The sequence below is a fragment of the Pseudomonas sp. GL-R-26 genome (genome assembly GCF_019947365.1).
Lineage (GTDB): Bacteria > Pseudomonadota > Gammaproteobacteria > Pseudomonadales > Pseudomonadaceae > Aquipseudomonas.
Genome location: NZ_JAGYGI010000024.1, coordinates 62101 through 85637 on the forward strand (window position 1 = coordinate 62101; position 23537 = coordinate 85637).

At 59.2% G+C, this 23537-nt stretch carries 22 protein-coding genes; 12 read left to right on the forward strand and 10 right to left on the reverse strand.

All coding sequences use genetic code 11. The annotated features are described in order from the left end of the window. Nucleotide 1 precedes the first annotated feature (1 nt). Nucleotides 2-3028 carry a multidrug efflux RND transporter permease subunit gene (locus KGA96_RS22345; protein WP_046042136.1) on the forward strand — a complete coding sequence of 1009 codons (3027 nt, stop codon included), beginning with the start codon at nucleotides 2-4 and terminating at the stop codon, nucleotides 3026-3028. A 768-nt stretch (nucleotides 3029-3796) separates the two neighbouring features. On the opposite strand, the gene KGA96_RS22350 is transcribed toward KGA96_RS22345, so the two are convergent. The 5 genes from KGA96_RS22350 to colR all read right to left on the reverse strand — a co-directional run bounded on the left by KGA96_RS22350 (nucleotide 3797) and on the right by colR (nucleotide 7515). Continuing rightward, nucleotides 3797-4024 carry a hypothetical protein gene (locus KGA96_RS22350; RefSeq protein ID WP_080925402.1) on the reverse strand — a complete coding sequence of 76 codons (228 nt, stop codon included), beginning with the start codon at nucleotides 4022-4024 and terminating at the stop codon, nucleotides 3797-3799. Nucleotides 4025-4026: 2 nt separating this feature from the next. Next, a complete protein-coding gene (locus tag KGA96_RS22355; protein ID WP_223514992.1) occupies nucleotides 4027-4740 on the reverse strand; it encodes a lipopolysaccharide kinase InaA family protein in 714 nt (237 codons plus the stop codon). A 4-nt stretch (nucleotides 4741-4744) separates the two neighbouring features. Continuing rightward, nucleotides 4745-5413: a class I SAM-dependent methyltransferase gene (locus tag KGA96_RS22360; protein WP_046043609.1), complete on the reverse strand. Its 669-nt coding sequence runs from the start codon at nucleotides 5411-5413 to the stop codon at nucleotides 4745-4747. 154 nt (nucleotides 5414-5567) lie between these two features. Continuing rightward, nucleotides 5568-6842 carry a sensor histidine kinase gene (locus KGA96_RS22365; protein ID WP_046043586.1) on the reverse strand — a complete coding sequence of 425 codons (1275 nt, stop codon included), beginning with the start codon at nucleotides 6840-6842 and terminating at the stop codon, nucleotides 5568-5570. Next, nucleotides 6832-7515 (reverse strand): two-component system response regulator ColR, encoded by a 684-nt coding sequence (colR, locus tag KGA96_RS22370; protein ID WP_007978572.1) that lies wholly within the window; start codon nucleotides 7513-7515, stop codon nucleotides 6832-6834. The genes KGA96_RS22365 and colR overlap by 11 nt, the downstream gene beginning before the upstream one ends. Before the next feature lie 202 nt (nucleotides 7516-7717). On the opposite strand from colR, the gene KGA96_RS22375 reads away from it, so the two are divergent. Together KGA96_RS22375 and KGA96_RS22380 are read left to right on the forward strand one after the other, a co-directional pair. After that, complete coding sequence (locus KGA96_RS22375) at nucleotides 7718-9667, forward strand: LTA synthase family protein (RefSeq protein WP_223464896.1); 1950 nt, start codon at nucleotides 7718-7720, stop codon at nucleotides 9665-9667. A gap of 55 nt (nucleotides 9668-9722) precedes the next feature. Beyond that, nucleotides 9723-10466: a phosphatase PAP2 family protein gene (locus tag KGA96_RS22380; protein ID WP_046043588.1), complete on the forward strand. Its 744-nt coding sequence runs from the start codon at nucleotides 9723-9725 to the stop codon at nucleotides 10464-10466. A 145-nt stretch (nucleotides 10467-10611) separates the two neighbouring features. Here KGA96_RS22380 and groL read toward each other — a convergent pair whose 3' ends face one another. The 4 genes from groL to KGA96_RS22400 form a co-directional block, all read right to left on the reverse strand. Then, a complete protein-coding gene (groL, locus tag KGA96_RS22385; RefSeq protein ID WP_046043589.1) occupies nucleotides 10612-12258 on the reverse strand; it encodes a chaperonin GroEL in 1647 nt (548 codons plus the stop codon). A 49-nt stretch (nucleotides 12259-12307) separates the two neighbouring features. Continuing rightward, the gene (locus tag KGA96_RS22390; RefSeq protein ID WP_007985847.1) at nucleotides 12308-12601 is read right to left on the reverse strand and encodes a co-chaperone GroES; all 294 of its coding nucleotides are present in this window, start codon (nucleotides 12599-12601) and stop codon (nucleotides 12308-12310) included. 248 nt (nucleotides 12602-12849) lie between these two features. Next, nucleotides 12850-13326: an FxsA family protein gene (locus tag KGA96_RS22395; RefSeq protein ID WP_046043590.1), complete on the reverse strand. Its 477-nt coding sequence runs from the start codon at nucleotides 13324-13326 to the stop codon at nucleotides 12850-12852. A 66-nt stretch (nucleotides 13327-13392) separates the two neighbouring features. After that, a complete protein-coding gene (locus tag KGA96_RS22400; RefSeq protein WP_046043592.1) occupies nucleotides 13393-14124 on the reverse strand; it encodes a HugZ family protein in 732 nt (243 codons plus the stop codon). Nucleotides 14125-14287: 163 nt separating this feature from the next. On the opposite strand from KGA96_RS22400, the gene KGA96_RS22405 reads away from it, so the two are divergent. After that, entirely contained in the window at nucleotides 14288-15046 is a 759-nt protein-coding gene (locus KGA96_RS22405) for an SDR family oxidoreductase (RefSeq protein WP_046043593.1), read from the forward strand. Between the two features lie 121 nt (nucleotides 15047-15167). On the opposite strand, the gene apbC is transcribed toward KGA96_RS22405, so the two are convergent. Then, complete coding sequence (apbC, locus tag KGA96_RS22410) at nucleotides 15168-16262, reverse strand: iron-sulfur cluster carrier protein ApbC (protein ID WP_046043594.1); 1095 nt, start codon at nucleotides 16260-16262, stop codon at nucleotides 15168-15170. A gap of 324 nt (nucleotides 16263-16586) precedes the next feature. Between apbC and metG the strand changes: the two genes are divergently transcribed. From metG to KGA96_RS22450, 8 genes are all read left to right on the forward strand, one after another. Then, nucleotides 16587-18638 carry a methionine--tRNA ligase gene (gene metG / locus KGA96_RS22415; RefSeq protein ID WP_046043595.1) on the forward strand — a complete coding sequence of 684 codons (2052 nt, stop codon included), beginning with the start codon at nucleotides 16587-16589 and terminating at the stop codon, nucleotides 18636-18638. Nucleotides 18639-18781: 143 nt separating this feature from the next. Next, nucleotides 18782-19351, forward strand: coding sequence for an electron transport complex protein RnfA (locus KGA96_RS22420; protein WP_046043596.1), 570 nt, complete (start codon nucleotides 18782-18784; stop codon nucleotides 19349-19351). Continuing rightward, entirely contained in the window at nucleotides 19348-20361 is a 1014-nt protein-coding gene (gene rsxB, locus KGA96_RS22425) for an electron transport complex subunit RsxB (RefSeq protein ID WP_046043597.1), read from the forward strand. The genes KGA96_RS22420 and rsxB overlap by 4 nt, the downstream gene beginning before the upstream one ends. Beyond that, nucleotides 20348-21334, forward strand: coding sequence for an RnfABCDGE type electron transport complex subunit D (locus KGA96_RS22430; protein ID WP_046043598.1), 987 nt, complete (start codon nucleotides 20348-20350; stop codon nucleotides 21332-21334). The genes rsxB and KGA96_RS22430 overlap by 14 nt, the downstream gene beginning before the upstream one ends. Continuing rightward, a complete protein-coding gene (locus KGA96_RS22435) occupies nucleotides 21331-21942 on the forward strand; it encodes an RnfABCDGE type electron transport complex subunit G (RefSeq protein WP_046043599.1) in 612 nt (203 codons plus the stop codon). Before KGA96_RS22430 ends, KGA96_RS22435 begins: the two co-directional genes overlap by 4 nt. After that, nucleotides 21935-22519, forward strand: a complete 585-nt coding sequence (locus KGA96_RS22440; RefSeq protein ID WP_046043601.1) for an Rnf-Nqr domain containing protein — start codon at nucleotides 21935-21937, stop codon at nucleotides 22517-22519. The genes KGA96_RS22435 and KGA96_RS22440 overlap by 8 nt, the downstream gene beginning before the upstream one ends. Before the next feature lie 25 nt (nucleotides 22520-22544). Further along, a complete protein-coding gene (gene nth / locus KGA96_RS22445; RefSeq protein ID WP_046043602.1) occupies nucleotides 22545-23183 on the forward strand; it encodes an endonuclease III in 639 nt (212 codons plus the stop codon). Between the two features lie 106 nt (nucleotides 23184-23289). After that, the gene (locus KGA96_RS22450) at nucleotides 23290-23469 is read left to right on the forward strand and encodes a PA3496 family putative envelope integrity protein (RefSeq protein WP_007972325.1); all 180 of its coding nucleotides are present in this window, start codon (nucleotides 23290-23292) and stop codon (nucleotides 23467-23469) included. Nucleotides 23470-23537: the final 68 nt, after the last annotated feature.

The window sequence follows — 23537 nt, forward strand, 5'->3', positions numbered from 1 at the left end:
CATGGCTTTTACCGACCCGTTCATCCGCCGTCCGGTTCTCGCTACCGTGGTCAGCCTGTTGATCGTGCTGCTGGGCTTCCAGGCCTGGAGCAAGCTGCCGCTACGCCAGTACCCGCAAATGGAAAACGCCCTGATCACGGTGACCACCGCCTACCCGGGGGCCAACGCCGAGACCATCCAGGGCTATATCACCCAACCGATGCAGCAAAGCCTGGCCAGCGCCGAGGGCATCGACTACATGACCTCGGTCAGTCGCCAGAACTTTTCGGTGATCTCGATCTACGCGCGCATCGGCTCCAATAGTGACCGTCTGTTTACCGAACTGCTGGCCAAGGCCAACGAAGTCAAGAACCAACTGCCCCAGGACGCTGAAGATCCGGTACTGAGCAAAGAGTCTGCCAATGCGTCAGTGCTGATGTACATCAGTTACTTCAGCAAGGAATTGAACAACCCGCAGATTACCGATTACCTGTCACGGGTGATCCAGCCCAAACTGGCGACCTTGCCCGGCATGGCCGAAGCCGAGATCCTCGGTAACCAGGTATTTGCCATGCGCCTGTGGCTTGACCCGATGAAGCTGGCGGGTTTCGGCCTGAGTGCCAGCGATGTGACCAACGCGGTGCGCCAGTACAACTTCCTCTCGGCCGCCGGCGAGGTGAAGGGCGAATACGTGGTCACCAGTATCAACGCCAATACCGAACTCAAGTCCGCCGAAGCCTTCGGGGCGATTCCGCTCAAGGTCGATGGCGACAGCCGTGTATTGCTGCGCGATGTGGCGCGTGTGGAAATGGGGGCGGAAAACTACGACACCATCAGCTCGTTCGGTGGCACCCCGTCGGTGTACATAGGCATCAAGGCGACGCCCGGTGCCAACCCGCTGGAAGTGATCAAGGAAGTGCGCAAGATCATGCCGGAACTTGAGGCCCAGCTACCGCCAAACCTCAAGAGTGAAATCGCCTACGACTCCACCCTGTTCATCCAGGCCTCGATCGACGAAGTGGTGAAAACCCTGTTCGAAGCGGTGCTGATCGTGATCGTGGTGGTGTTCCTGTTCCTTGGCGCCCTGCGGTCGGTGGTGATCCCGGTGGTGACCATCCCGCTGTCGATGATCGGCGTCATGTTCTTCATGCAGATGATGGGATACTCGATCAACCTGCTCACCCTGCTGGCGATGGTATTGGCCATCGGCCTGGTGGTGGACGACGCCATCGTGGTGGTGGAAAACATTCACCGCCACATCGAGGAAGGCAAGACACCGCTCGACGCCGCCATTGAAGGCGCCCGGGAAATCGCCATGCCGGTGGTCTCGATGACCATCACCCTGGCGGCGGTGTATGCACCGATCGGTTTCCTGACCGGCCTGACCGGGGCGCTATTCAAGGAGTTCGCCCTGACCCTGGCCGGCGCGGTGGTGATTTCCGGTATCGTCGCCCTGACCCTGTCGCCGATGATGTGTGCGTTTCTGCTGCGTCACGACGAGAATCCCAGCGGCCTGGCCCATCGCCTGGACATGATTTTCGAACGCCTCAAGCGCCGCTACCAGAGCCTGCTTCACGGCACCCTCAACACCCGGCCGGTGGTACTGGTGTTTGCCGTGATCGTGTTGTGCCTGATTCCGGTCCTTCTCAAGTTCACCAAATCGGAACTGGCGCCGGATGAGGACCAGGGCATCATTTTCATGATTGCCAACGCCCCGCAACCGACCAACCTCGACTACCTGAACACCTACACCGACGAGTTCGTCTCGATCTTCAAGGCGTTTCCCGAGTACTACTCGTCATTCCAGATCAACGGTTTCAGCGGCGTGCAATCAGGCATCGGCGGTTTCCTGCTCAAGCCGTGGAACGAGCGCAGTCGCACGCAAATGGCGATCTTGCCCGAGGTGCAGGCCAAACTGGAAAAGATCCCGGGGTTGCAGATTTTCGGCTTCAACCTGCCATCGCTGCCGGGCACCGGTGAAGGTGTGCCGTTCCAGTTCGTTATCAACTCTGCCAAAGATTACGAATTGCTACTACAGGTGGTCGAACGGGTAAAAAAACGTGCGAAGGAATCCGGCAAGTTTGCGTTTGTCCACGTTGACCTGGCCTTCGACAAGCCGGAAGTGGTGGTGGATATCGACCGCGCCAAGGCTGCGCAGATGGGGGTTTCCATGCAGGATCTGGGGGGAACCCTGGCGACCCTGCTGGGTGAAGGCGAGATCAACCGTTTCACCATTGAAGGTCGCAGCTACAAGGTCATTGCCCAGGTCGAGCGGCCGTTCCGTGACAATCCGGACTGGCTGAACAATTACTACGTGAAAAACACCAAGGGCGAACTGTTGGCGTTGTCGACCCTGATCACCGTCACCGACCGTGCTCGACCGAGACAGCTGAACCAGTTCCAGCAACTCAACTCGGCCATACTGTCCGGCGTACCGCTGGTGAGCATGGGGGAAGCCATCGACCTCGTGCACCAGATCGCCCGGGAAGAGGCACCCGCCGGTTTTGCCTTCGACTACGCCGGCGCATCGAGGCAGTACGTACAGGAGGGCAGCGCCCTGTGGGTCACCTTTGCCCTGGCGCTGGCGATCATTTTCCTGGTGCTGGCGGCCCAGTTCGAAAGCTTCCGCGACCCGCTGGTGATCCTGGTCACCGTGCCGTTGTCTATCTGCGGCGCATTGATTCCGCTGTTCCTGGGCTGGTCGAGCATGAACATCTATACCCAGGTCGGGCTGGTGACCTTGATCGGGCTGATCAGCAAGCACGGCATCCTGATCGTCGAGTTCGCCAACCAGCTACGCAAGGACAAGGGCCTGACCGCACGGGAAGCGGTGGAGGAAGCGGCGGCCATCCGGTTGCGTCCGGTCCTGATGACCACGGCGGCAATGGTGTTCGGCATGGTGCCATTGATCATCGCCAGCGGTGCTGGCGCGGTCAGCCGGTTCGACATCGGCACGGTCATCGCAACGGGCATGTCGATCGGGACGTTGTTCACCCTGTTTGTGTTGCCTTGCGTCTACACGATTCTGGCTAAACCGGATAAATCCTGATGCAGAAAAACCTGTGGGAGCGTTGATACTTGGATTCGGGATCGAGTAGGAGGCGGGGTTGCCCCCGCCGTCCTCTCACACCACCGTACGTACGGTTCCGTATACGGCGGTTCCTGCCTACTGACAAACAACGTCAGCGAGCTTGGTTCCGTTGATGTGTCGCCTGCGGTATCTAAGCGCCCAGACCGGCCCTCGGAGCTTCCGGCTCCTACCTCCTAATGGTCTTGACCTCCGCTACGCGGAGTTTCTGCTTTACGCTCCAACAGAGATCACACCCGACTATCCACTCATGGCAGGTTCAGCCCTTCATTACTCCGGTTTCGAGCAACTACTACGGCCTCTGCTGACTTCTGTCGCCCATCCCGTCATCTCGCGACGCCGGTAGCACATGGCAGGCTAAACAGATCTCCCAGGGTAATTCGCGCGACCTTCCTGCTTATGCCTGTCGGATCTACGTCGCAGCGTTCCGTGCAAGTATCGGGCTTTGAAGATATTGGCCTTCTTACCCCGCTGCGCCGCCTCTATCCGCTTCCTGTTCGTCAGGCCAGCATTTTGCCTCGGGCTTCCTTCAGATTCGCAGTCACCCGCGACACCCTTGCCTCTGGCTAACACTTCCCCTTGCCGGGTGTGTAGAGGACTTTCACCTCCAAGTCACCAGCGTGGCCACCACAGCCAAGCTGGTTGCGCTTACGCGCAACGCGCCATGCCTGGCGCACCAATAAAAAAGGCCTCGCATCAGCGAGGCCTTTCATTTTGGCTTCAATCGGTTCAACTCTGCGGCCTCAATCCCTGAGAAAGTCCGAACATGAACAGTAACAAGTCATGATCGGGTCGAGTGGCCACGGATGCTTTGGCAACCCGTGGCAACGGACAATGTTCTTCTGCGTTTATCGAGCTGAGAACCTGGGGGCGTGGTTGCTCCCAGGTTGCCATCGCGATCGATGCAACTGCCAAGGCTCCTACCAGAAACAAACCTCGTGCAATTTCGAGTTTCATCGCTATAAACCCTTGATAGCGCTGCCAAACGCCGTCTCATAAAAATAGACGAGTTTTTTCCAGTCTGCGTCGCTGAACGACGAGTGGCGACGCAACTGCTTCAAGTCATGGGCAGCTGCGCGATTGGCCGTCAAACGCTGTCGGCATTTCTCCAGATCGATCAGGGCTACTTCGACCTTGGCCGACTCGCCCTCACCGGTCACGCGAACGAATACGTGCTTGTCGTAAAGGCAACCGTGCTGCCAGCGGCCCTTGTGCATGCGAGCCAGGTTTTCAGCAAGGTCCTTGAGCACTCGGTCGTTTATGGCCTCACCATGACGCTCGCGACCGCCACCGGCGTACCAGCGATCGATTTCCTCGAATCCGTCCAGCGACTTGGTGACCAGCAAGGCACGCCACTTGTGTACAGGATCGCGCTGTGCGCCACAGAAAACGATTTCCGGAACCCGTACGCCAAGCTCGGTCACACCGATGAGCGCAGCATGCTCGCGCAGTACCGTAGGCCGCCCGAAAGGGTGCTGCCAGCTACGATGGATATGCCCGGTCTGGCGCTTGACGTAGAGCAGTTGACCATCACTGCCCATCAGGCGTTGAACGCCGCTTTCCCCGCCGCGACGGACGTTGGGTTCTTCTACCCATTCACCGCGCTGATTCCAGAAGTAATCGAAGCGGTCCTGGGGAACGACTTCCGTTTCTGCTGCACACTGCACTGCCATCCTGTTACCTCTTGCGTAATACGTAAACTCGCCACATGGCATAGAGCGGCAAAAAGTCCAGTTGTTCCTGGATGCGGAAACCCGCCTGCTCAAATTCCTTCTCTACGGTAGCGGCCGGTAACACAAACCGGTTTTGGTAACCTTCCTGCCCACGTTTTTTTTCCGACCGCTTGCGTTTCCAGGCCTTGAAGTTGCCATCGACCCACAGCGAAAGGATCACGCTGTCACGGGAAACACGCTCGAATTCACGCAAAATAGCCATGCGATGCTCGGCTTCACCGATGTGGTGGAGCAAGCGCATGCAAAAAATGCTGTCGACGGCGTTGTCCGGCAAGGCGATGTCGAATGCGGATGTGTGCAAGGGTTGTACCCGCTTCACCACATCAGTCGGTTGCGCCTGGGTTGCGATCTTCAGCATGGACTCCGAATTATCGGCACCGATGATCACGCGGTTGGATTTCTCCGCTAACAAAGGCCAGAAACGCCCTGCACCACAAGGCAAATCGAGGACCAGACCAGGCTCGCCAACCAGGGCCAGCGCCTTACGCGCCAGTTGTTCGTCACGCCAATGGGACAATCGACGGCCGAGACCTTCCTGGTGTTTGCGCAAATAGCGTTGGGCGTGTTGATCGTCGTACTTTTCTGAAAAATCGAGCTTGATCGGGCCGTCCATCATCAGGTCTCCTGAACTTCTGATAACAACTACCTTAGATTTTGTGGTGTCGGCGACTGGTCATCCATTTGTGAAAATATCGTTAGGGGAAACCCGGAAGTATTGCAGCGTTTTACAGAATTGACAGGATTTGCTGGACGCCTGACTCAACAGATCAAGTTCGGGACAGTTCTACCTGAAAACGGCAGCCACTGGGCTCCATCGTAGTCAGGCTGACGCTCCAGCCCTGGTTTTCACAGATCCGCTGCACCAGTGAAAGCCCCAGACCCAGGCCTTCCCCACGTTTTTCAGTACCCCGAACGAAAGGTTCGAACATCGCCTCGCGTTTTTCCTCAGGAATGCCCACACCGCTGTCTTCGACCAGAAACCCCGTGCCCGTCAGAGTCAGGCGAATGAAGCCCCGTTCGGTGTAGTGCAAGGCGTTGCGCAGCAAGTTCCCCATTACCGCATGCAGGAACGTCGCGTTGTAGCCCTTGACCTCGGGGTTGCCCGGTTCGAAGATCAGTTCCAACCCTTTGCTTTCGATAGGTTCGCGCCATAGACCGAGCAGTCCCTCGGCCACCTGCCCCAGGGACTGCTGCGGCGACATGCTGGCGTCTTCGCGCTGGGCACGGGCCAGCATCAGGAAGGTTTGCACCAGCTCACGCATTTCTTCACATGCCCGGGCAATACGCTCGACCTGGGCGCGACCGCGCTGATCGAGACCTGGGTTTTCCAGCAACAATTCGCAGGAACTGGCCAGGATCATCAGGGGCGTACGCAATTCGTGGCTGACGTCGCTGGTGAACAACCGCTCGCGGGTCAGGGCCTGACGCAAGCGCCCGAGGGTGGCGTCGAAAGCCACGGCCAGTTCGCCCACTTCGTCGGCGGCATAATCCGGCGCCAAGGGGGGAGCCAATCCCAGCAGTTGATCTCTATGGCGTACCTGGCGGGCCAGCCGCACCACCGGCGCCATGACCTTGCGTGCCAGCACCCATCCGAGAAATACCGCCAGTGCCAGGCTCAGCACGAAGCCCACCAGCACCACGGCAAACAGCACCCGCTCACGCTCTTCGAAGTCGCTCTGGTCCTGCAACAGCACGTAACGTCGGCCGTCGACGATTTCGACCATGGCGTGGTACGACAGGTTTTCACGGAACACTTCGTGGAAACCCGGCTCCAGGTGCCGCAAATCCTTGGGCAACCTGAAATCACCAGGCCCGTTGCTGAAGTAGAACAATTGGTCCGGTTCGGGGCGATGGCTCCAGTCCGTGACATTATCCATCAGCAACAAGCGCTGCAAATCGCCGCCCAGACCTGCCGAAATCAGTTTTTCTTCCACCAGGTGCACGGTCGCCACGATGCCCATGGCAAAGGCACCCGCCACCAGTGCGCTCATCAGCGCAAAGGCAATGATGATGCGTTGAGCAAGGCTCTGCTTAAACTCCATCACGGCCCTCGGCCAAGCGATACCCCACACCATGCACGGTTTGCAGCAATGGCTTGGCGAACGGCTTGTCGATCACCTGGCGCAGTTGGTGGACATGGCTGCGCAAGCTGTCGCTGTCCGGGCAGTCGTCGCCCCAGAGCGCTTCTTCAAGAATTTCACGGCGCAGCACATGAGGGCTTTTCTGCATCAACACGGCCAGCAGCTTCAGGCCGACCGGGTTGAGTTTCAGCAATCGGCCTTCGCGAGTGACTTCCAGGGTGTCGAGGTCGTAGTTCAGGTCGCCGACCTGCAAGGTCCGCCGTCCGCCACCCTGGGTACGGCGCATGACCGCTTCGATACGCGCCGCCAGTTCAGACAGGGCGAACGGTTTGATCAGGTAGTCATCGGCGCCGGACTTGAAGCCTTGCAAGCGGTCATCCAGTTGATCACGAGCCGTGAGCATGATCACCGGCGTTTCGCGGCGGGCATCCTCGCGCAGGCGTTTGCACAGGGTATAGCCATCGATGCCGGGCAGCATGATATCGAGCACGATCAAATCGTAGTGCTCGGTGGCCGCCAGATGCAGACCCGACAGACCGTCCTGCGCGCAATCCACGGTATAGCCTTTGAGCCCCAGGTAATCGGCCAGGTTGGCCAGGATATCGCGGTTGTCTTCAACCAATAGAATTCGCATGGGTATCTCTCCGTCCACAGTAACGGCCGTCATGGCCCGCGCAGCTTAAGGCCAAGTGTGGCCCACGGCTAGGGGAAGGCTGTGCATGGATCAATTCGCTCAACCAACAGGTATGATTGACAAGTTTTTCACTATCGATTCACACGCTGCTTACAGCGGGCGGTGAAGACTGTCACGCGATTGATAATAAGGAATATAGAAAATGGACTATTTGAAGACGGCACCCATGCGCTTTTTGCTGCTGGTAACCGGCTCCTGGCTGGCAATTTTTTTTCTGACTCGAACCGTCCTGCTGCTCACGCATCTGGATGAGGCCGGTAGCGGGTTTCTGTCCGTCTTCAGTATCGGCCTGCTCTACGACCTGGGTTTCATTGCCTACGCGGCACTGCCCATGGGGCTCTACCTGTTACTGTGCCCGCCGGCCCTTTGGCGCACTCGTGGCCACCGCTGGTTTCTTCAGGGGCTGCTGACCGTCAGTCTGTTCGCGATGCTGTTCACCTCGGTGGCCGAGTGGCTGTTCTGGGATGAGTTCGGCGTGCGCTTCAACTTCATCGCCGTCGACTACCTGGTGTATTCCGACGAAGTACTGAACAACCTGCTTGAGTCGTACCCGATCGGCACGCTGCTGAGTATCCTCGCCGTGCTGGCCGTGGCCCTGAGTCTTGCATTGCGTAAAGCGTTCAACGCTGCGCTCGATGCGCCGTTGCCGCCGCTGCGTGGCCGCCTGCTGAATGCACTCGGTTTGTTGGTCGTCGCCGGCCTGAGCATGCAGTTGCTCAGCCAGGACGCCCCGCGCGCCCAAGGCGGCAACGCCTATCAGAACGAACTGGCGAGCAACGGTCCCTACCAGTTCTTCGCCGCGTTCCGTAACAACGAACTGGACTACCCGCAGTTCTACAAAACGCTGCCGGAGGCAGTCGTTGCCCAGCAGATTCGCGCCGAACTGGCAGAACCCAATGCCCGCTTCGTTGGCCAGGACCCGCAGGACATCCGTCGGCAAATCGATAACCCAGGCACCCCGCGCAAGCCCAACATCGTGCTGGTCACCATTGAAAGCTTCAGCGCCAAGTACATGGGCAGCAATGGCGACACCCGTAACCTGACCCCCAACCTTGATGCCTTGCGCAAGCAGAGCCTGTATTTCAATAATTTCTACGCCACCGGCACCCGCACCGACCGTGGCCTGGAAGCCATTACCCTGGCGATCCCGCCGACGCCCGGTCGCTCGATCGTCAAGCGCGTGGGTCGTGAAAGCGGCTTTGCCAGCCTTGGCCAGCAACTCAATGCCGTGGGCTACGACAGTGTGTTTGTCTACGGCGGCCGTGGTTACTTCGACAACATGAATGCGTTCTTCAGCGGCAATGGTTACCGCGTTGTAGACCAAAGCAGCGTCGAGGAGTCGGAGATTCACTTCAAGAACGCCTGGGGCATGGCAGACGAGGATCTCTACAATCAGACGCTGAAACTGGCCGATGCCGACTATGCCAAGCAGCAGCCATTCCTGCTGCAGCTGATGACGACGTCCAACCACCGTCCTTACACCTATCCGGACAACCGGATCGACATCAAGTCCGGGAACGGTCGTGACGGCGCGGTGAAATACACCGACTACGCCATCGGTCAGTTTCTCGATCAGGCGCGCCAGAAACCCTGGTTTGACAATACAATTTTCATCTTTGTCGCCGACCACACTGCAGGCAGCGCCGGTAAGGAAGACTTGCCTATCGCCAACTATCAGATTCCGCTGTTCATCTACGCGCCCAAGTTGATCGAAGCTCGGGAAACGGCACAGCTGGCCAGCCAGATCGATCTGGCACCGACGTTGCTCGGTTTGCTCAATCTGGATTATGAGTCGACGTTCTTTGGCCGTAACCTGTTGCAGGATAACCCGCTGCCGCCGCGGGTGGTGGTCGGCAACTACCAGCACCTGGGGTTGTTCGACGGCAAGGACCTGGCGATTCTGAGCCCACGCCAGGGATTGCGTCGTCACGATGACGCACTGACCGAAAGCCGCGAGTCCCGGTCGACCGCCGATGACCCGCTGATTACCCGCGCCATCACCTATTACCAAACCGCCAGTTATGGCTTCAAGCAACAGCTGCTTGGCTGGAAGGCGCCCAAGGAGGGTGCCGGTCAAGTCGGCGAACGTTAACCGAATCGCCCCGGGCTGATGCCCCGGGGCTTTTTCCATTTGTTCAGGATCCACCATGTCATCAACCGCTGTCCGCCCTACCCCTCGCCCGCTCAACTTCTGGGTGTGCCTGGGGGTTCCCGCCATTGCGGCGATCATTCTGGTGTTGCTCGAGCTGACCTCACTGGACATGGACCTCGCCAAGCTGTTCTACGACCCGGTCGCGGGTGACTTCATCGGACGGCACAGTTATTTCCTGGAAAACATCCTGCATACCCGCGCCAAGCAGGTAGTCATTGCATTTTCGGTGTTCGCCATCTTCGGCTACGTCGCCTCGTTTTTCATGGACAAGCTCAAACCGTTCAAGCGCGAACTGGGTTGTCTGGTGCTGTCCTTGGGTCTGGCGACTTCCTTTGTCACCCCGATGAAAGCGGTGACCGCGGTGCAATGTCCTTGGAGCCTTGAGCAATTTGGCGGTCACGAGACCTACAGCGAATTGTTGAGCCATCGCCCGGCTACCGAAAAACCAGGTCGATGCTGGCCTGGCGGCCATGCGGCCACCGGTTTCACCCTGTTTGCCCTGTTTTTCGTATTGCGTGACCGTCGCCCGCGCATGGCTCGCGCAGCGTTTGTCTTCGCCTTCGCCCTCGGCTCGGTGTTCTCCATCGGGCGGATGATGCAGGGCGCACACTTCTTCTCGCACAACGTGTGGACGGCGGTGTTCTGCTGGCTGATTTGTCTGGGGTCGTATTACTACGTTCTGTATCGACCGGCTTTGAAGGCTGAACGCGAGAGCACTGCAGAACCTGTCGGCGCCTGATCTGACGCCTTCGTCGGAGCGCCGCCCGAAAACGAGAAAAGCCCTGCAAGCGTAAACCTGCAGGGCTTCTCGGTCAGGCTGACCATCTCATTAAACCCCGCCTGCTTTCGCAGTCGGGGTTTTTTCATACAGGGGTAAGGCTGGCTTACATCATGCCGCCCATGCCGCCCATACCGCCCATGTCTGGCATACCGCCGCCAGCACCGCCGTCTTTCTTCGGCGCATCAGCAACAGCAGCTTCGGTGGTCAGGATCAGACCGCCGATAGACGATGCAGCTTGCAGCGCGGAACGGGTGACCTTGGTTGGGTCCAGGATGCCCATTTCGATCATGTCGCCGTATTCGCCAGTCGCAGCGTTGTAACCGAAGTTACCTTTGCCGTTCTTGACTTCGTTGACCACAACGCTTGGCTCGTCACCGCTGTTGGCAGCGATCTGACGCAGCGGTGCTTCGATGGCACGACGCAGAACGGCGATACCCACGTCCTGGTCGGCGTTGTCGCCTTTCAGGTTGAGGATGGCTTCCAGAGCGCGGATCAGCGCAACACCACCGCCAGGTACCACGCCTTCTTCAACGGCTGCACGGGTAGCGTGCAGGGCGTCTTCAACGCGGGCTTTCTTCTCTTTCATTTCTACTTCGGAACCAGCGCCAACCTTGATCACTGCAACGCCGCCGGACAGCTTCGCCAGACGCTCTTGCAGTTTTTCACGGTCGTAGTCGGAGGAAGTTTCGGCAACCTGAGCACGGATCTGAGCAATGCGGGACTCGATGTCGCCTGCAACGCCAGCACCGTCAACGATGATGGTGTTTTCCTTGGAGATGGTCACGCGCTTGGCGCTGCCCAGGTTTTCCAGGGTGGCTGCTTCCAGGCTCAGGCCGATCTCTTCGGAGATAACGGTACCGCCGGTCAGAACGGCGATGTCCTGCAGCATGGCCTTGCGGCGGTCGCCGAAGCCTGGAGCCTTGACGGCTGCGACTTTAACGATGCCACGCATGTTGTTCACGACCAGAGTCGCCAGGGCTTCGCCTTCAACGTCTTCGGAAACGATCAGCAGTGGACGGCCGGCTTTGGCAACGGCTTCCAGCACTGGCAGCATTTCGCGGATGTTCGAGATCTTTTTGTCGACCAGCAGAACCAGCGGGTTGTCCAGCTCGGCAACCATGGTTTCCGGCTTGTTGACGAAGTACGGGGACAGGTAGCCACGGTCGAACTGCATGCCTTCTACAACCGACAGTTCGTTTTCCAGGCCAGTGCCTTCTTCAACGGTGATCACGCCTTCTTTACCGACTTTTTCCATGGCTTCGGCAATGATGTCGCCGATGGAGTTGTCGGAGTTGGCGGAGATGGTGCCAACCTGAGCGATTGCCTTGGTGTCAGCGCATGGCTTGGACAGGTTTTTCAGCTCTTTGACGATGGCGATGGTCGCCTTGTCGATGCCGCGCTTCAGATCCATCGGGTTCATGCCGGCAGCGACGGCTTTCAGGCCTTCGTTGACGATCGACTGAGCCAGAACGGTAGCGGTGGTAGTACCGTCACCAGCGTCATCGTTGGCACGGGAGGCAACGTCTTTGACCAGCTGCGCGCCCATGTTTTCGAAACGGTCTTCCAGTTCGATTTCTTTTGCTACGGAAACGCCGTCTTTGGTGATGGTCGGAGCGCCGAAGCTCTTCTCGATGATCACGTTACGGCCTTTCGGGCCCAGGGTCGCTTTTACCGCGTCAGCCAGGACGTTGACGCCTTTGAGCATTTTCTTGCGGGCGGAATCGCCAAACAGAACTTCTTTAGCAGCCATGATCGATATTCCTTAAATACTTTGTAGTAGCGGAAAATGAACGGGGATATCAGCCTTCGATAACAGCGAGGATTTCGTTCTCGCTCATTACCAGCAGGTCTTCGCCGTCGACTTTCACAGTGTTGCTGCCGGAGTAAGGACCGAACACAACCTTGTCGCCCACTTTCACGGACAGTGCACGCACTTCACCGTTTTCCAGTACGCGGCCGGTGCCTACAGCGAGGATTTCGCCGCTGTTGGCTTTTTCAGCAGCCGAACCTGGCAGGACGATACCGCCAGCGGTTTTCTTTTCTTCTTCGCTGCGACGGATGACGACGCGGTCATGCAGAGGACGAAGCTTCATTGTCGATCTCTCCTAATTGTGGTTTTCATCGGCCGGTGTATTCCCGGCGGGTTTAACAAAGGCCGGCGGTGCCGGTTGCGGTTCGTCAAGCGAACCGCGGAAGTCTGTCTGGCGTGTTCGCCAGAAACCTTGCGGTGACCGTTACATAAGGGCGCATAAGCTTATTACAAGGGCGGGGATCGAAAAAATTTCAGTTCGCTGCCCCGCAAATGAACACGGCACCCGAAGGTACCGTGTCGATGTGCGTATTACTTGGTATCGCGGTGTTCGAACTCGCCTTCGATCACGTTGGGCTCGCGGCCCAGCGGCTCGCGCGGCACCGGGCCGCCACGGGCCTGGAGGTCGTCGGCGAACGCTCGCTGACGCATCGCCTGCTCTTCGGCGCGCTGGCGCATTTTATTGGCCAGCAGGCGACGACTGAACGGCAGCAGCATGAACACGCCGATCACATCGCTGATGAAGCCCGGAAGAATCAGCAGGCCACCGGCCAATGCCAGCATCAGGCCTTCGAGCATGGTCTGGGCCGGCAGTTCGCCGCGGCTCAGGCTTTCACGGGCACGCAGGGCCGTGGCCAGGCCGGCGATGCGCAGCACAAACACGCCGAACATCGAGCCGAGAATGATCAGCAGCAGGGCCGGGAAAAACCCGATGGACCCTGCCACCTTGACGAATACGAACAGCTCCAACACCGGGAACAGCAGAAAGAGCAACAAAAAAGGGCGCATCAAATGGTTCCTCAACGCAAGAATGCCTTGCCAGTTCACCTTAGATGACGTCGCCGTTTCGTGATTTCAAGCGCCGGCCACTTCATTTTTCGGCCAATGCTCGGCGTGGGCCAGATAAACCAAGGCTTCGCGAACTTGTGTCGGCGTATTACAAGGCGCTTGAAACGGCAACCAGTGCAGACTTTGGCCGATGCGCAGGTGCATGCCTTCGGTATCGATACCGACCATTTGCGCAGGCACGTTTTTCGGCAGCCCCGCCAGGTCGACGTAATGGGCGATGGCCTTGGCGTGATCGGCGTTCATGTGCTCGACCATGCTCACTTCGGCCTTGCCAGCGAACGGGTTGACCAGGGTCAGCTCGTTGACCCAATGAATCGCGCCAAAACCGCCGATGTAACGGTGGCGGACAGGCTCGAGCACCCAGAAATCGAAATCGTGGGCCTTGTGATAACCCTGCGACTCCGGGAAGTAGCGGTAGTAACGCTCGGAAGCAGCGTCGATGGCGGCTTCGTCTTCGAGCTGATGCGCCTCAGCCAGGTAAGTCAGTCGACCAACGGCCTGGACATCTTCGGCACCACGTTCGCCGACAAAGAGCGAGCATTTCCGATCTTTTTGCAGGTTATGCGTGTGCTGGGCGATACGGCTGATCAGGATTAGCGGCCGGCCCTGCTCGTCCAGGCAGTACGGAACTACAGAGCCGAACGGAAAACCGGGCATCGATTTGGAGTGCGTCGAGAGCACCCCACGGTATTCCTTGAGGAGCAATTCTCGTGCATGCTTAGCCGCTTCAACGCTCAATTTATGACTCCTTAAATAGAATCCGTCAGAAAAACGGACGAGCTGCTGGTGAAAGTCCCAGCACGCCATCGGGGCAGTTCTCATGTGCAGCCGGGCCACGTCAGGCGCAGATCGAGAGGCTCTCTAGAAGGAAAACACTCAGACCTGCTACCGGGGCATGCGAATGCAACTCACTGACAAAGTAATCATTATCACTGGCGGTTGCCAGGGTTTAGGCCGCTCCATGGCCGAGTATTTCGCAGGCAAGGGCGCGAAACTCGCGCTGGTGGACCTGAACCAGGAAAAACTCGACGACGCCGTCGCGGCCTGCAAGGCCGAGGGTGTCGAGGCTCGCGCCTACCTGTGCAACGTGGCCAACGAAGAGCAAGTGACCCACATGGTTGCCCAGGTCGCTGAAGACTTCGGCGCGATCCATGGCTTGATCAACAACGCCGGGATCCTGCGCGACGGCCTGCTGCTCAAGGTCAAGGATGGCGAAATGACCAAGATGAGCCTGGCCCAGTGGCAGGCCGTCATCGACGTCAACCTGACCGGCGTGTTCCTGTGCACCCGTGAAGTCGCGGCGAAAATGGTCGAGCTGAACAACAGCGGCGCGATCATCAATATCTCTTCGATTTCCCGCGCCGGCAACGTCGGTCAGACCAACTACTCCGCCGCCAAGGCCGGTGTTGCTGCGGCGACCGTGACCTGGGCCAAGGAACTGGCGCGCTACGGCATTCGCGTGGCCGGCATTGCACCTGGCTTCATCGAAACCGAAATGACCTTGGGCATGAAGCCTGAAGCGCTGGAGAAGATGACTGCCGGGATCCCGCTCAAGCGCATGGGCAAGCCTGAAGAAATCGCCCATTCGGCGGCTTACATCTTCGAGAACGACTATTACACCGGTCGGATTCTGGAGATGGATGGCGGGTTGCGGATCTAAGACGCGACAAAGAACAACTGTAGGAGCGAGCCTGCTCGCGAAGGCGTGTCAGACACCGCGGTGTCGACTGATACACCATCGCGAGCAGGCTCGCTCCTACAGGGATTCGTATTTCAGGTTATTAGTCGTCGCTGACGCTGATATTCGGCATCGCCGGCGTCAACGCTTCCTGCAACACGATCCTCGCGCCAACGTGACGGGCCAGCTCTTGGTAAACCATGGCAATCTGGCTGTCAGGCTCGGCGATCACCGTTGGCTTGCCGCCATCGGCCTGTTCGCGAATGACCATCGACAGCGGCAACGACGCCAGCAGCTCGACGCCATACTGGTTGGCCAGCTTCACACCACCGCCTTCGCCAAACAGATGCTCGGCATGTCCGCAGTTGGAGCAGATGTGCACGGCCATGTTTTCCACCACGCCCAGCACCGGGATGTTGACCTTGCGGAACATTTCCACGCCCTTGCGCGCGTCCAGCAATGCCAGGTCCTGCGGGGTGGTCACGATGACCGCGCCGGCCACCGGCACTTTCTGCGCCAGGGTCAGCTGGATATCGCCGGTGCCAGGCGGCATGTCGATGACCAGGTAGTCCAGATCACCCCACGCGGTTTGGGTCACCAGTTGCAGCAAGGCGCCGGAGACCATCGGCCCGCGCCAGACCATCGGCGTGTTGTCATCGGTGAGGAACGCCATGGACATCACCTCGACGCCATGGGACTTGAGCGGAACGAACCACTTCTGATCCTTGACCTCGGGGCGGGTGCGCTCGGGGATGCCAAACATGATGCCCTGGCTCGGGCCGTAGATGTCCGCATCGAGAATCCCGACCTTGGCGCCTTCGCGGGCCAGGGCCAGGGCCAGGTTGGCCGCCGTGGTGGATTTGCCCACGCCGCCCTTGCCGGATGCCACGGCCACCACGTTCTTGACGTTGGCCAGCCCTGGAATCTGTGCCTGAGCCTTGTGCGCAGCGATCACACTGGTGATTTCGACCTTGGCACTTGCCACGCCATCCAACCCCTGAATGGCCATTTCCAGCATCTGCGCCCAGCCACTCTTGAACAGCCCGGCGGCGTAACCCAGTTCAAGCTGAACGCTGACGCGCTCGCCCTGGATCTCGATGTTGCGCACGCACCCGGCGCTGACCGGGTCCTGGTTCATGTAAGGGTCGGTGTATTGGCGAAGGACGGCTTCCACCGCTGCGCGATTGACGGCGCTCATGGGCAACTCCGAAAACAGGACTGGAAAAGATAATGGGTATCGTACCCCGCAGATTCATTTGTTGTGAGTGGATTTGTGCCCGAACACAGTTTGTGGCGAGGGAGCTTGCTCCCGCTCGGGTGCGCAGCAGCCGCAATCAGATTGACGAGGTGTCTCTGACAAAACCGGTTAGTCCGGTATGGGGCGGCTTCGCCACCCAGCGGGAGCAAGCTCCCTCGCCACGGTTTTCATCGGCTATGCATCCGGAAACAGGCTCACAGGGTGAAAAATATGCGCCGGCGCTTTATAGTGGCCGACCTCCGTTTCATCAAGTAGCCGAGCCCCATGTCCGAGCCACGCAAGATCCTCGTCACCAGCGCCCTGCCCTATGCCAATGGTTCGATCCACCTTGGCCATATGCTGGAATACATCCAGACCGATATGTGGGTGCGCTTCCAGAAGCACCGCGGCAATCAATGCATTTATGTCTGTGCTGACGACGCCCACGGATCGGCGATCATGCTGCGCGCGGAAAAGGAAGGCATCACCCCGGAACAACTGATCGCCAACGTCCAGGCTGAACACAGCGCCGACTTTGCCGAATTCCTGGTGGACTTCGACAATTTCCACTCCACTCACGCCGAAGAAAACCGTGAGCTGTCGAGCCAGATCTACCTGAAACTGCGCGACGCCGGGCACATCGCCACGCGCTCGATCACCCAGTATTTCGACCCGGAAAAGAAAATGTTCCTGGCCGACCGCTTCATCAAGGGCACCTGCCCGAAATGCGGCACCGAAGACCAGTACGGCGACAACTGCGAAAAATGCGGCGCGACCTACGCACCGACCGACCTGAAGGATCCGAAGTCGGCGATTTCCGGCGCCACCCCGGTGCTCAAGGATTCCCAGCACTTCTTCTTCAAGCTGCCAGACTTCCAGCAAATGCTGCAAACCTGGACCCGCAGCGGCACCCTGCAAGACGCCGTGGCCAACAAGATCGCCGAATGGCTGGATGCCGGCCTGCAACAGTGGGACATCTCCCGCGATGCGCCGTATTTCGGTTTTGAAATCCCCGACGAGCCGGGCAAATACTTCTACGTGTGGCTGGATGCGCCGATCGGCTACATGGCCAGCTTCAAGAACCTGTGCAACCGCACACCGGAGCTGGACTTCGACGCGTTCTGGGGCAAGGACTCCACTGCCGAGCTGTACCACTTCATCGGCAAGGACATCGTCAACTTCCACGCCCTGTTCTGGCCAGCCATGCTCGAAGGCGCGGGCTACCGCAAGCCGACCGGGATCAACGTGCACGGCTACCTGACCGTCAACGGCCAGAAGATGTCCAAGTCCCGCGGCACCTTCATCAAGGCCCGGACCTACCTGGACCACTTGTCGCCGGAATACCTGCGCTATTACTACGCGGCCAAGCTGGGCCGTGGCGTCGACGACCTCGACCTGAACCTCGAAGACTTCGTGCAGAAGGTCAACTCCGACCTGGTGGGCAAGGTCGTCAACATCGCCAGCCGTTGCGCCGGTTTCATCAACAAAGGCAATGCCGGCGTGATGGTCGACACCAACGCCGCGCCTGAATTGACCGAAGCCTTCCTGGCCGCCGCGCCAAGCATCGCCGACGCCTATGAAGCCCGTGACTTCGCCCGCGCCATGCGCGAGATCATGGGCCTGGCCGACCGCGCCAACGCCTGGATCGCCGACAAGGCGCCGTGGTCGCTGAACAAACAGGAAGGCAAGCAGGATGAAGTCCAGGCCATCTGCGCCACAGGCATCAACCTGTTCCGCCAACTGGTGATCTTCCTCAAACCGGTGCTGCCACTGCTGGCCGCCGACGCCGAGGCGTTCCTCAACGTCGCGCCGCTGACCTGGAACGACCACACGACCTTGCTCAGCAATCACCAGCTGAACGAGTTCAAGCCGTTGATGACCCGTATCGACCCGGTCAAGGTGCAAGCCATGACCGACGCCTCGAAAGAAGACCTGACCGCCAGCCAGACCGACACCGGCGCAGCCGCGCCTGCCGGCAATGGCGAACTGGCCAAGGATCCGCTGTCGCCGGAAATCGAGTTCGACACCTTTGCGGCAGTCGATTTGCGTGTCGCGCTGATCGTCAAGGCTGAGCATGTGGAAGGTGCTGACAAGCTGCTGCGCCTGACCCTGGACATCGGTGACGAGCAACGCAATGTGTTCTCCGGGATCAAGAGCGCTTATCCGGACCCGTCGAAGCTCGATGGTCGCCTGACCATGATGATCGCCAACCTCAAGCCACGGAAAATGAAGTTCGGCATCTCCGAAGGCATGGTGATGGCGGCCGGCCCTGGCGGTGAAGAGATCTACCTGCTCAGCCCTGACAGCGGCGCCAAGCCGGGCCAGCGCATTAAGTAAGGTCTGCGGCAAATCGATCCCACAGTCGGGCCTGGCGCGGCTGTGGGATTTTCATGTCTGGCCCACCCTCCCGCCTTGCCGGATAATGCCTACTCTTTTTAGACAATTGCGCTAAAAAAACCCTGTTCCTGCCGGCACGAACAATGACCGAAATCCTGCTTACGCTAATCAGCGCCGCCCTGATCAACAACATCGTGTTGCACTTGCCGTTGGCCGTCGATCCGTTGTTGGCCGGCCAGCGCCGTCAGGTCCATGCCTTGGGTATTGCGACGACCTGCCTGATGCTGGTCGTGGGCATGCTCGGCTACGCGCTCTATCAATGGCTGCTGGTGCCGCTGCAATTGACGACGCTGCGTCTGTTTGTGTTTCTGCCATTGAGCGTGCTGCTGATCAGCCCGCTGCTGAAGTTGCTGACACGGGTGTTTGCGACACTGCCGTTCGAAGGCCTCTGGCCGTTGCTGCTGGGCAATGCCGGCGTGCTCGGCGTGGCCTTGCTCAATGCTCAGGAAGACAAGGGCTTCTTTCACGCCACAGCCTTGAGCCTCGGTGCAGGACTGGGCTTCTGGCTGGTGTTGAGCCTGTTCACTGATTTGCGTGAACGCACGACTGACAACGATGTTCCCCTGCCCTTTCGCGGCTTGCCGATCGACCTGATTGGTGCCGGCCTGATCGCAGTGGCCTTTCTCGGATTCAGCGGACTGATCAAAACATGAGTCTGATTCAACTCATCGACGCACTCTTGCCGCAAACCCAATGCGGCAAGTGCGGCCACCCCGGGTGCAAGCCGTACGCCGAAGGCATCGCCAATGGCGAGCCGATCAACAAGTGTCCGCCAGGCGGCAACGAAACCATTAATGCCCTGGCCGAACTGCTGAAGGTGCCGGTGCTGGAACTGGACATCACTCGCGGCTCGGCACCTGCGCAGATCGCCTATATCCGCGAGGCCGAGTGCATTGGTTGCACCAAGTGCATTCAGGCCTGTCCGGTCGATGCCATCGTCGGCGCGGCCAAACTGATGCACACGGTGATCATCGATGAGTGCACCGGTTGCGACCTCTGCGTGGCACCGTGCCCGGTGGACTGCATCGAAATGCGCCCACTGTTGCCGAACATGGTACTGCCCGTTGTCGGGGGGCTGGCCCTCACACCGCAGGCGCGGCAGGCCCGCACACTCAAGCGCGATCACGCACGGCGCCGCTTCGAACAACGCAATGCCCGCTTGCAGCGTGAAGAGCAACAGAAAGTTGCCGAGCGTCAGGCAAGGCAGCGAGCTGCGCAACCTGCCGAGGTGACAGCCGACCCGGTGCAGGCGGCCCTCGAACGCGTTCGCGCACAGAAAACCGCCAATGCCGATGCCGTGCTGAAAAAGGCCAAGATCGATGTGGCGATGAGTCGGGCGCAGTTGCACAAATCGCTGAAGGCCTTTGGGCATCCGCCGACCTTCGAACAGCAATCGCAGTTGATCGTCCTGCAACAACAGTTCGAAGCCGCCGAACAAAACCTGGCGCAACTGGAAAGCGTCGCCCCAACTGCCCCGGCGCCGACGGTCGTAGTTGTGTCGTCAAATGATGCCGATCTGAAACGAGCCAAGATCCAGTTGGCCATGCGCCGCGCCGAACTCAAGAAGGCTCAGGCCAACGAAGCACCGGCGGAACAAATCGAAGCCCTGGAGCGCGCACTCGGTGAAGCCGAACGCCTGGTGGACGCCCATGCCAGCCCTTGACTCAGTTGATGATCGCCTGCAACAGGCGATGAAACTGGTGCTGCTGGCCACGCTGCCGGGAATGCTGGCGGCGTTCTGGCTGTATGGCTGGGGCGTATTGATCAATCTGGTTCTGGCGGCCGCTGCCGCGTTGGCCGTCGAGGGCGCCGTCGTGCATTTGCGCAAGCGACCGCCGGGGCCAACCTTGAGTGACGGTAGCGCGCTGGTCAGTGCCACATTGCTGGCTCTGGCGCTGCCGCCTTACTGCCCATGGTGGCTGACCCTCAGTGCTGCCGCTTTTGCGATGGTGTTCGGCAAGCACTTGTATGGCGGCGTCGGTTCAAATCCCTTCAACCCGGCGATGCTCGGTTTTGCCCTGGTGCTGGTGACCTTTCCCCAACCAATGACCCTTTGGCCATCGCCCCATGGCATGGATCTGCTGAGCGGCCTGCAGCACGTGTTCGGCGTCGGCCACGCGCCGGATGCGTGGGTGCAGGCCACGGCACTGGACAGTCTGCGAATCAACAAAAGCCTGACCATGGATGAACTGTTTGCCGGCAACCCGGCATTCGGACACTTTGGCGGCCGGGGGGTGGAATGGCTGAACCTGGCCTTTGTGGCGGGCGGTGTGTTTCTCCTGCAACGAAAGGTGATCAGTTGGCATGCACCGGTCGGCATGCTGGCCAGCCTGTTCATCGTCAGCCTGCTGTGCTGGAACGGTTCGGGCTCCGACTCCCATGGCTCGCCGCTGTTTCATCTGCTTAGCGGCGCGACCATGCTGGGGGCGTTCTTTATCATTACAGAACCGGTGTCCGGCGCCAGAAGCCCTGGCGCGAAATTGCTGTTCGGTGTCGGCGTCGGGCTCCTGACCTATCTGATTCGTACTTGGGGCGGCTACCCGGACGGCATCGCCTTCGCCGTGCTGTTGATGAACCTGTGCGTGCCGGCGCTGGAGCGGTTCGTAGCGGCCAGGCAACAGCCGGAGGCGCCATGAACCGGATATCAAGCATAGCGCTTGTGGTGCTTTTGGCCACATTGGGCCTTGGCGTGACCTACTTCGTGCAACTCGGCAGCGCGCCACGCATTGCAGCCGAACAGCGCCTGATCGACAGCCGTAATCTGCTGGACCTGATCGCGCCGGACAGCTACGACAATCAGCCACTCGAACAGCCCATAAAGATTGAAGCAACCACGCTGACCAACAGCACCTTGCTGGGTGGTTATCTGGCGACCCGGGCCGATCAACCCGTCGCGGTGTTGCTGCGCAGCCAAACCCTTGGCTACGCCGGTGCCATCGACCTGTTGATCGCTGTCGACGCCAATGGCAGGTTACTGGGCGTCAAAACCCTCAAACAGTCGGAAACACCGGGACTGGGGGCACGGATCGCCGACTGGCCCAATGCCTGGCTCCAGTTTTTTTCCGGCAAGTCTCGAACTGAACCCGGTGACAGCGGCTGGGCGCTTAAAAAGGATCAGGGACAGTTCGATCAGATCGCAGGCGCAACCATCACCTCTAGAGCGGTAATCAATGCCGTCCACGATGCCTTGCGCTACTTCGATGAACACCGGCAACAACTGCTCGGAATCCCTGCCCATGGATAACTCATCGACTCTGCGCAACGCCTTGATGCTGACGCCGCTGATCGGCGCCACCCACTCGCTGATGGCCGCACTAGGCCTGTGCCTGATGTTCATGGTGGTGACCCAGTTGTTCAGCCTGGCCATGGGCGCCCTGCGATCCCGACTGGTCCCGACGACCCGCTTGCTAGCCAGCGTCCTGTTGGCGGCCACGCTCACCAGTTGCGCGCAACTCATGGCTCAGGCCTGGTCGCTGCAATGGCAGCAGCATCTGGGGTTTTATGGCGCCTTGATCGCCTTGCAATGCGTCGTACTGGAACACAGCGGGTTCTTTCAGAACGGTTGGCGCCAACGCCTGCGACTCAATAGCCTGTTTGCCACGCTGATGATCGCGCTGGGCCTGCTGCGCGAGCTCATCGGCAACGGAACACTTGGAAACCATCTATCGTGGCTGTTCGGTGCAACACAAACTGACTGGCAAGGCTGGGTACTGGTGGCTGATGGCGGCCTGCGCCTGACCACATTGGTCCCTGGCGGGTTCATCCTGCTCGGGCTGCTGATCGCCGCCTGGCAGGCCTGGCGCCCCACGCCCATACATTGATTGCCTTCAAGGAAACGCACTGCCCATGAATGCCGCAAAACGCCTGGAAATCTTCCGCAGACTGCACGAGGACAACCCGGAACCAAAGACCGAGCTAGCCTACTCCTCGCCCTTCGAATTGCTAATTGCCGTGATTCTCTCGGCGCAGTCGACCGATGTCGGCGTCAACAAGGCCACTGCCAAGCTGTTCCCGGTCGCCAATACCCCGGCAGCGATCCATGCCCTGGGAGTCGAGGGACTGTCGGAGTACATCAAGACCATCGGCCTGTACAACAGCAAAGCGAAAAACGTGATCGAAACCTGCCGCTTGCTGGTCGAGCGTCACGCCGGTGAGGTGCCACAAACCCGCGAAGAGCTGGAAGCACTGCCCGGCGTCGGCCGCAAGACCGCCAATGTGGTACTCAATACGGCATTCCGTCAGCTGACTATGGCCGTCGACACGCATATTTTCAGGGTCAGCAACCGGACTGGCATTGCTCCCGGCAAGAATGTGGTGGAAGTCGAGAAAAAACTGATGAAATTCGTGCCCAAGGAGTACCTGCTCGACTCCCATCACTGGCTGATCCTTCACGGCCGCTATGTTTGCCTGGCCCGCAAGCCCCGATGCGGTAGCTGCCGGATCGAGGACTTGTGCGAATACAAGCACAAAACCTCCGACGATTGAGGCGCTATTAGGTTTATTGATTTGTCGATTGAAAAAATCTTTTTTACCCGCCGGGAGATTGTCGATATAAGGAGCGCCAAAGGCCTTCTTAGCCTGGAGCAACTAAATGAGTACTGGCAAAGAGCAATTGGACGTAGAAGACGATTTCACCACCGCCGAAACCGATGACGCTGAGCCGGTGGTTGAAGTAGCGAAAACTAATCTGAGCAAACGCCGCACCATCGACAACCTGCTGGAGGAGCGCCGACTGCAAAAGCAATTGGCCGATTACGATTTTGACTTATGACACCTGAAAGCCTCCCGAAACGGAGGCTTTTTTCTAAGTGCCATACCCTGGTAGGCGCCCCTTGTCGT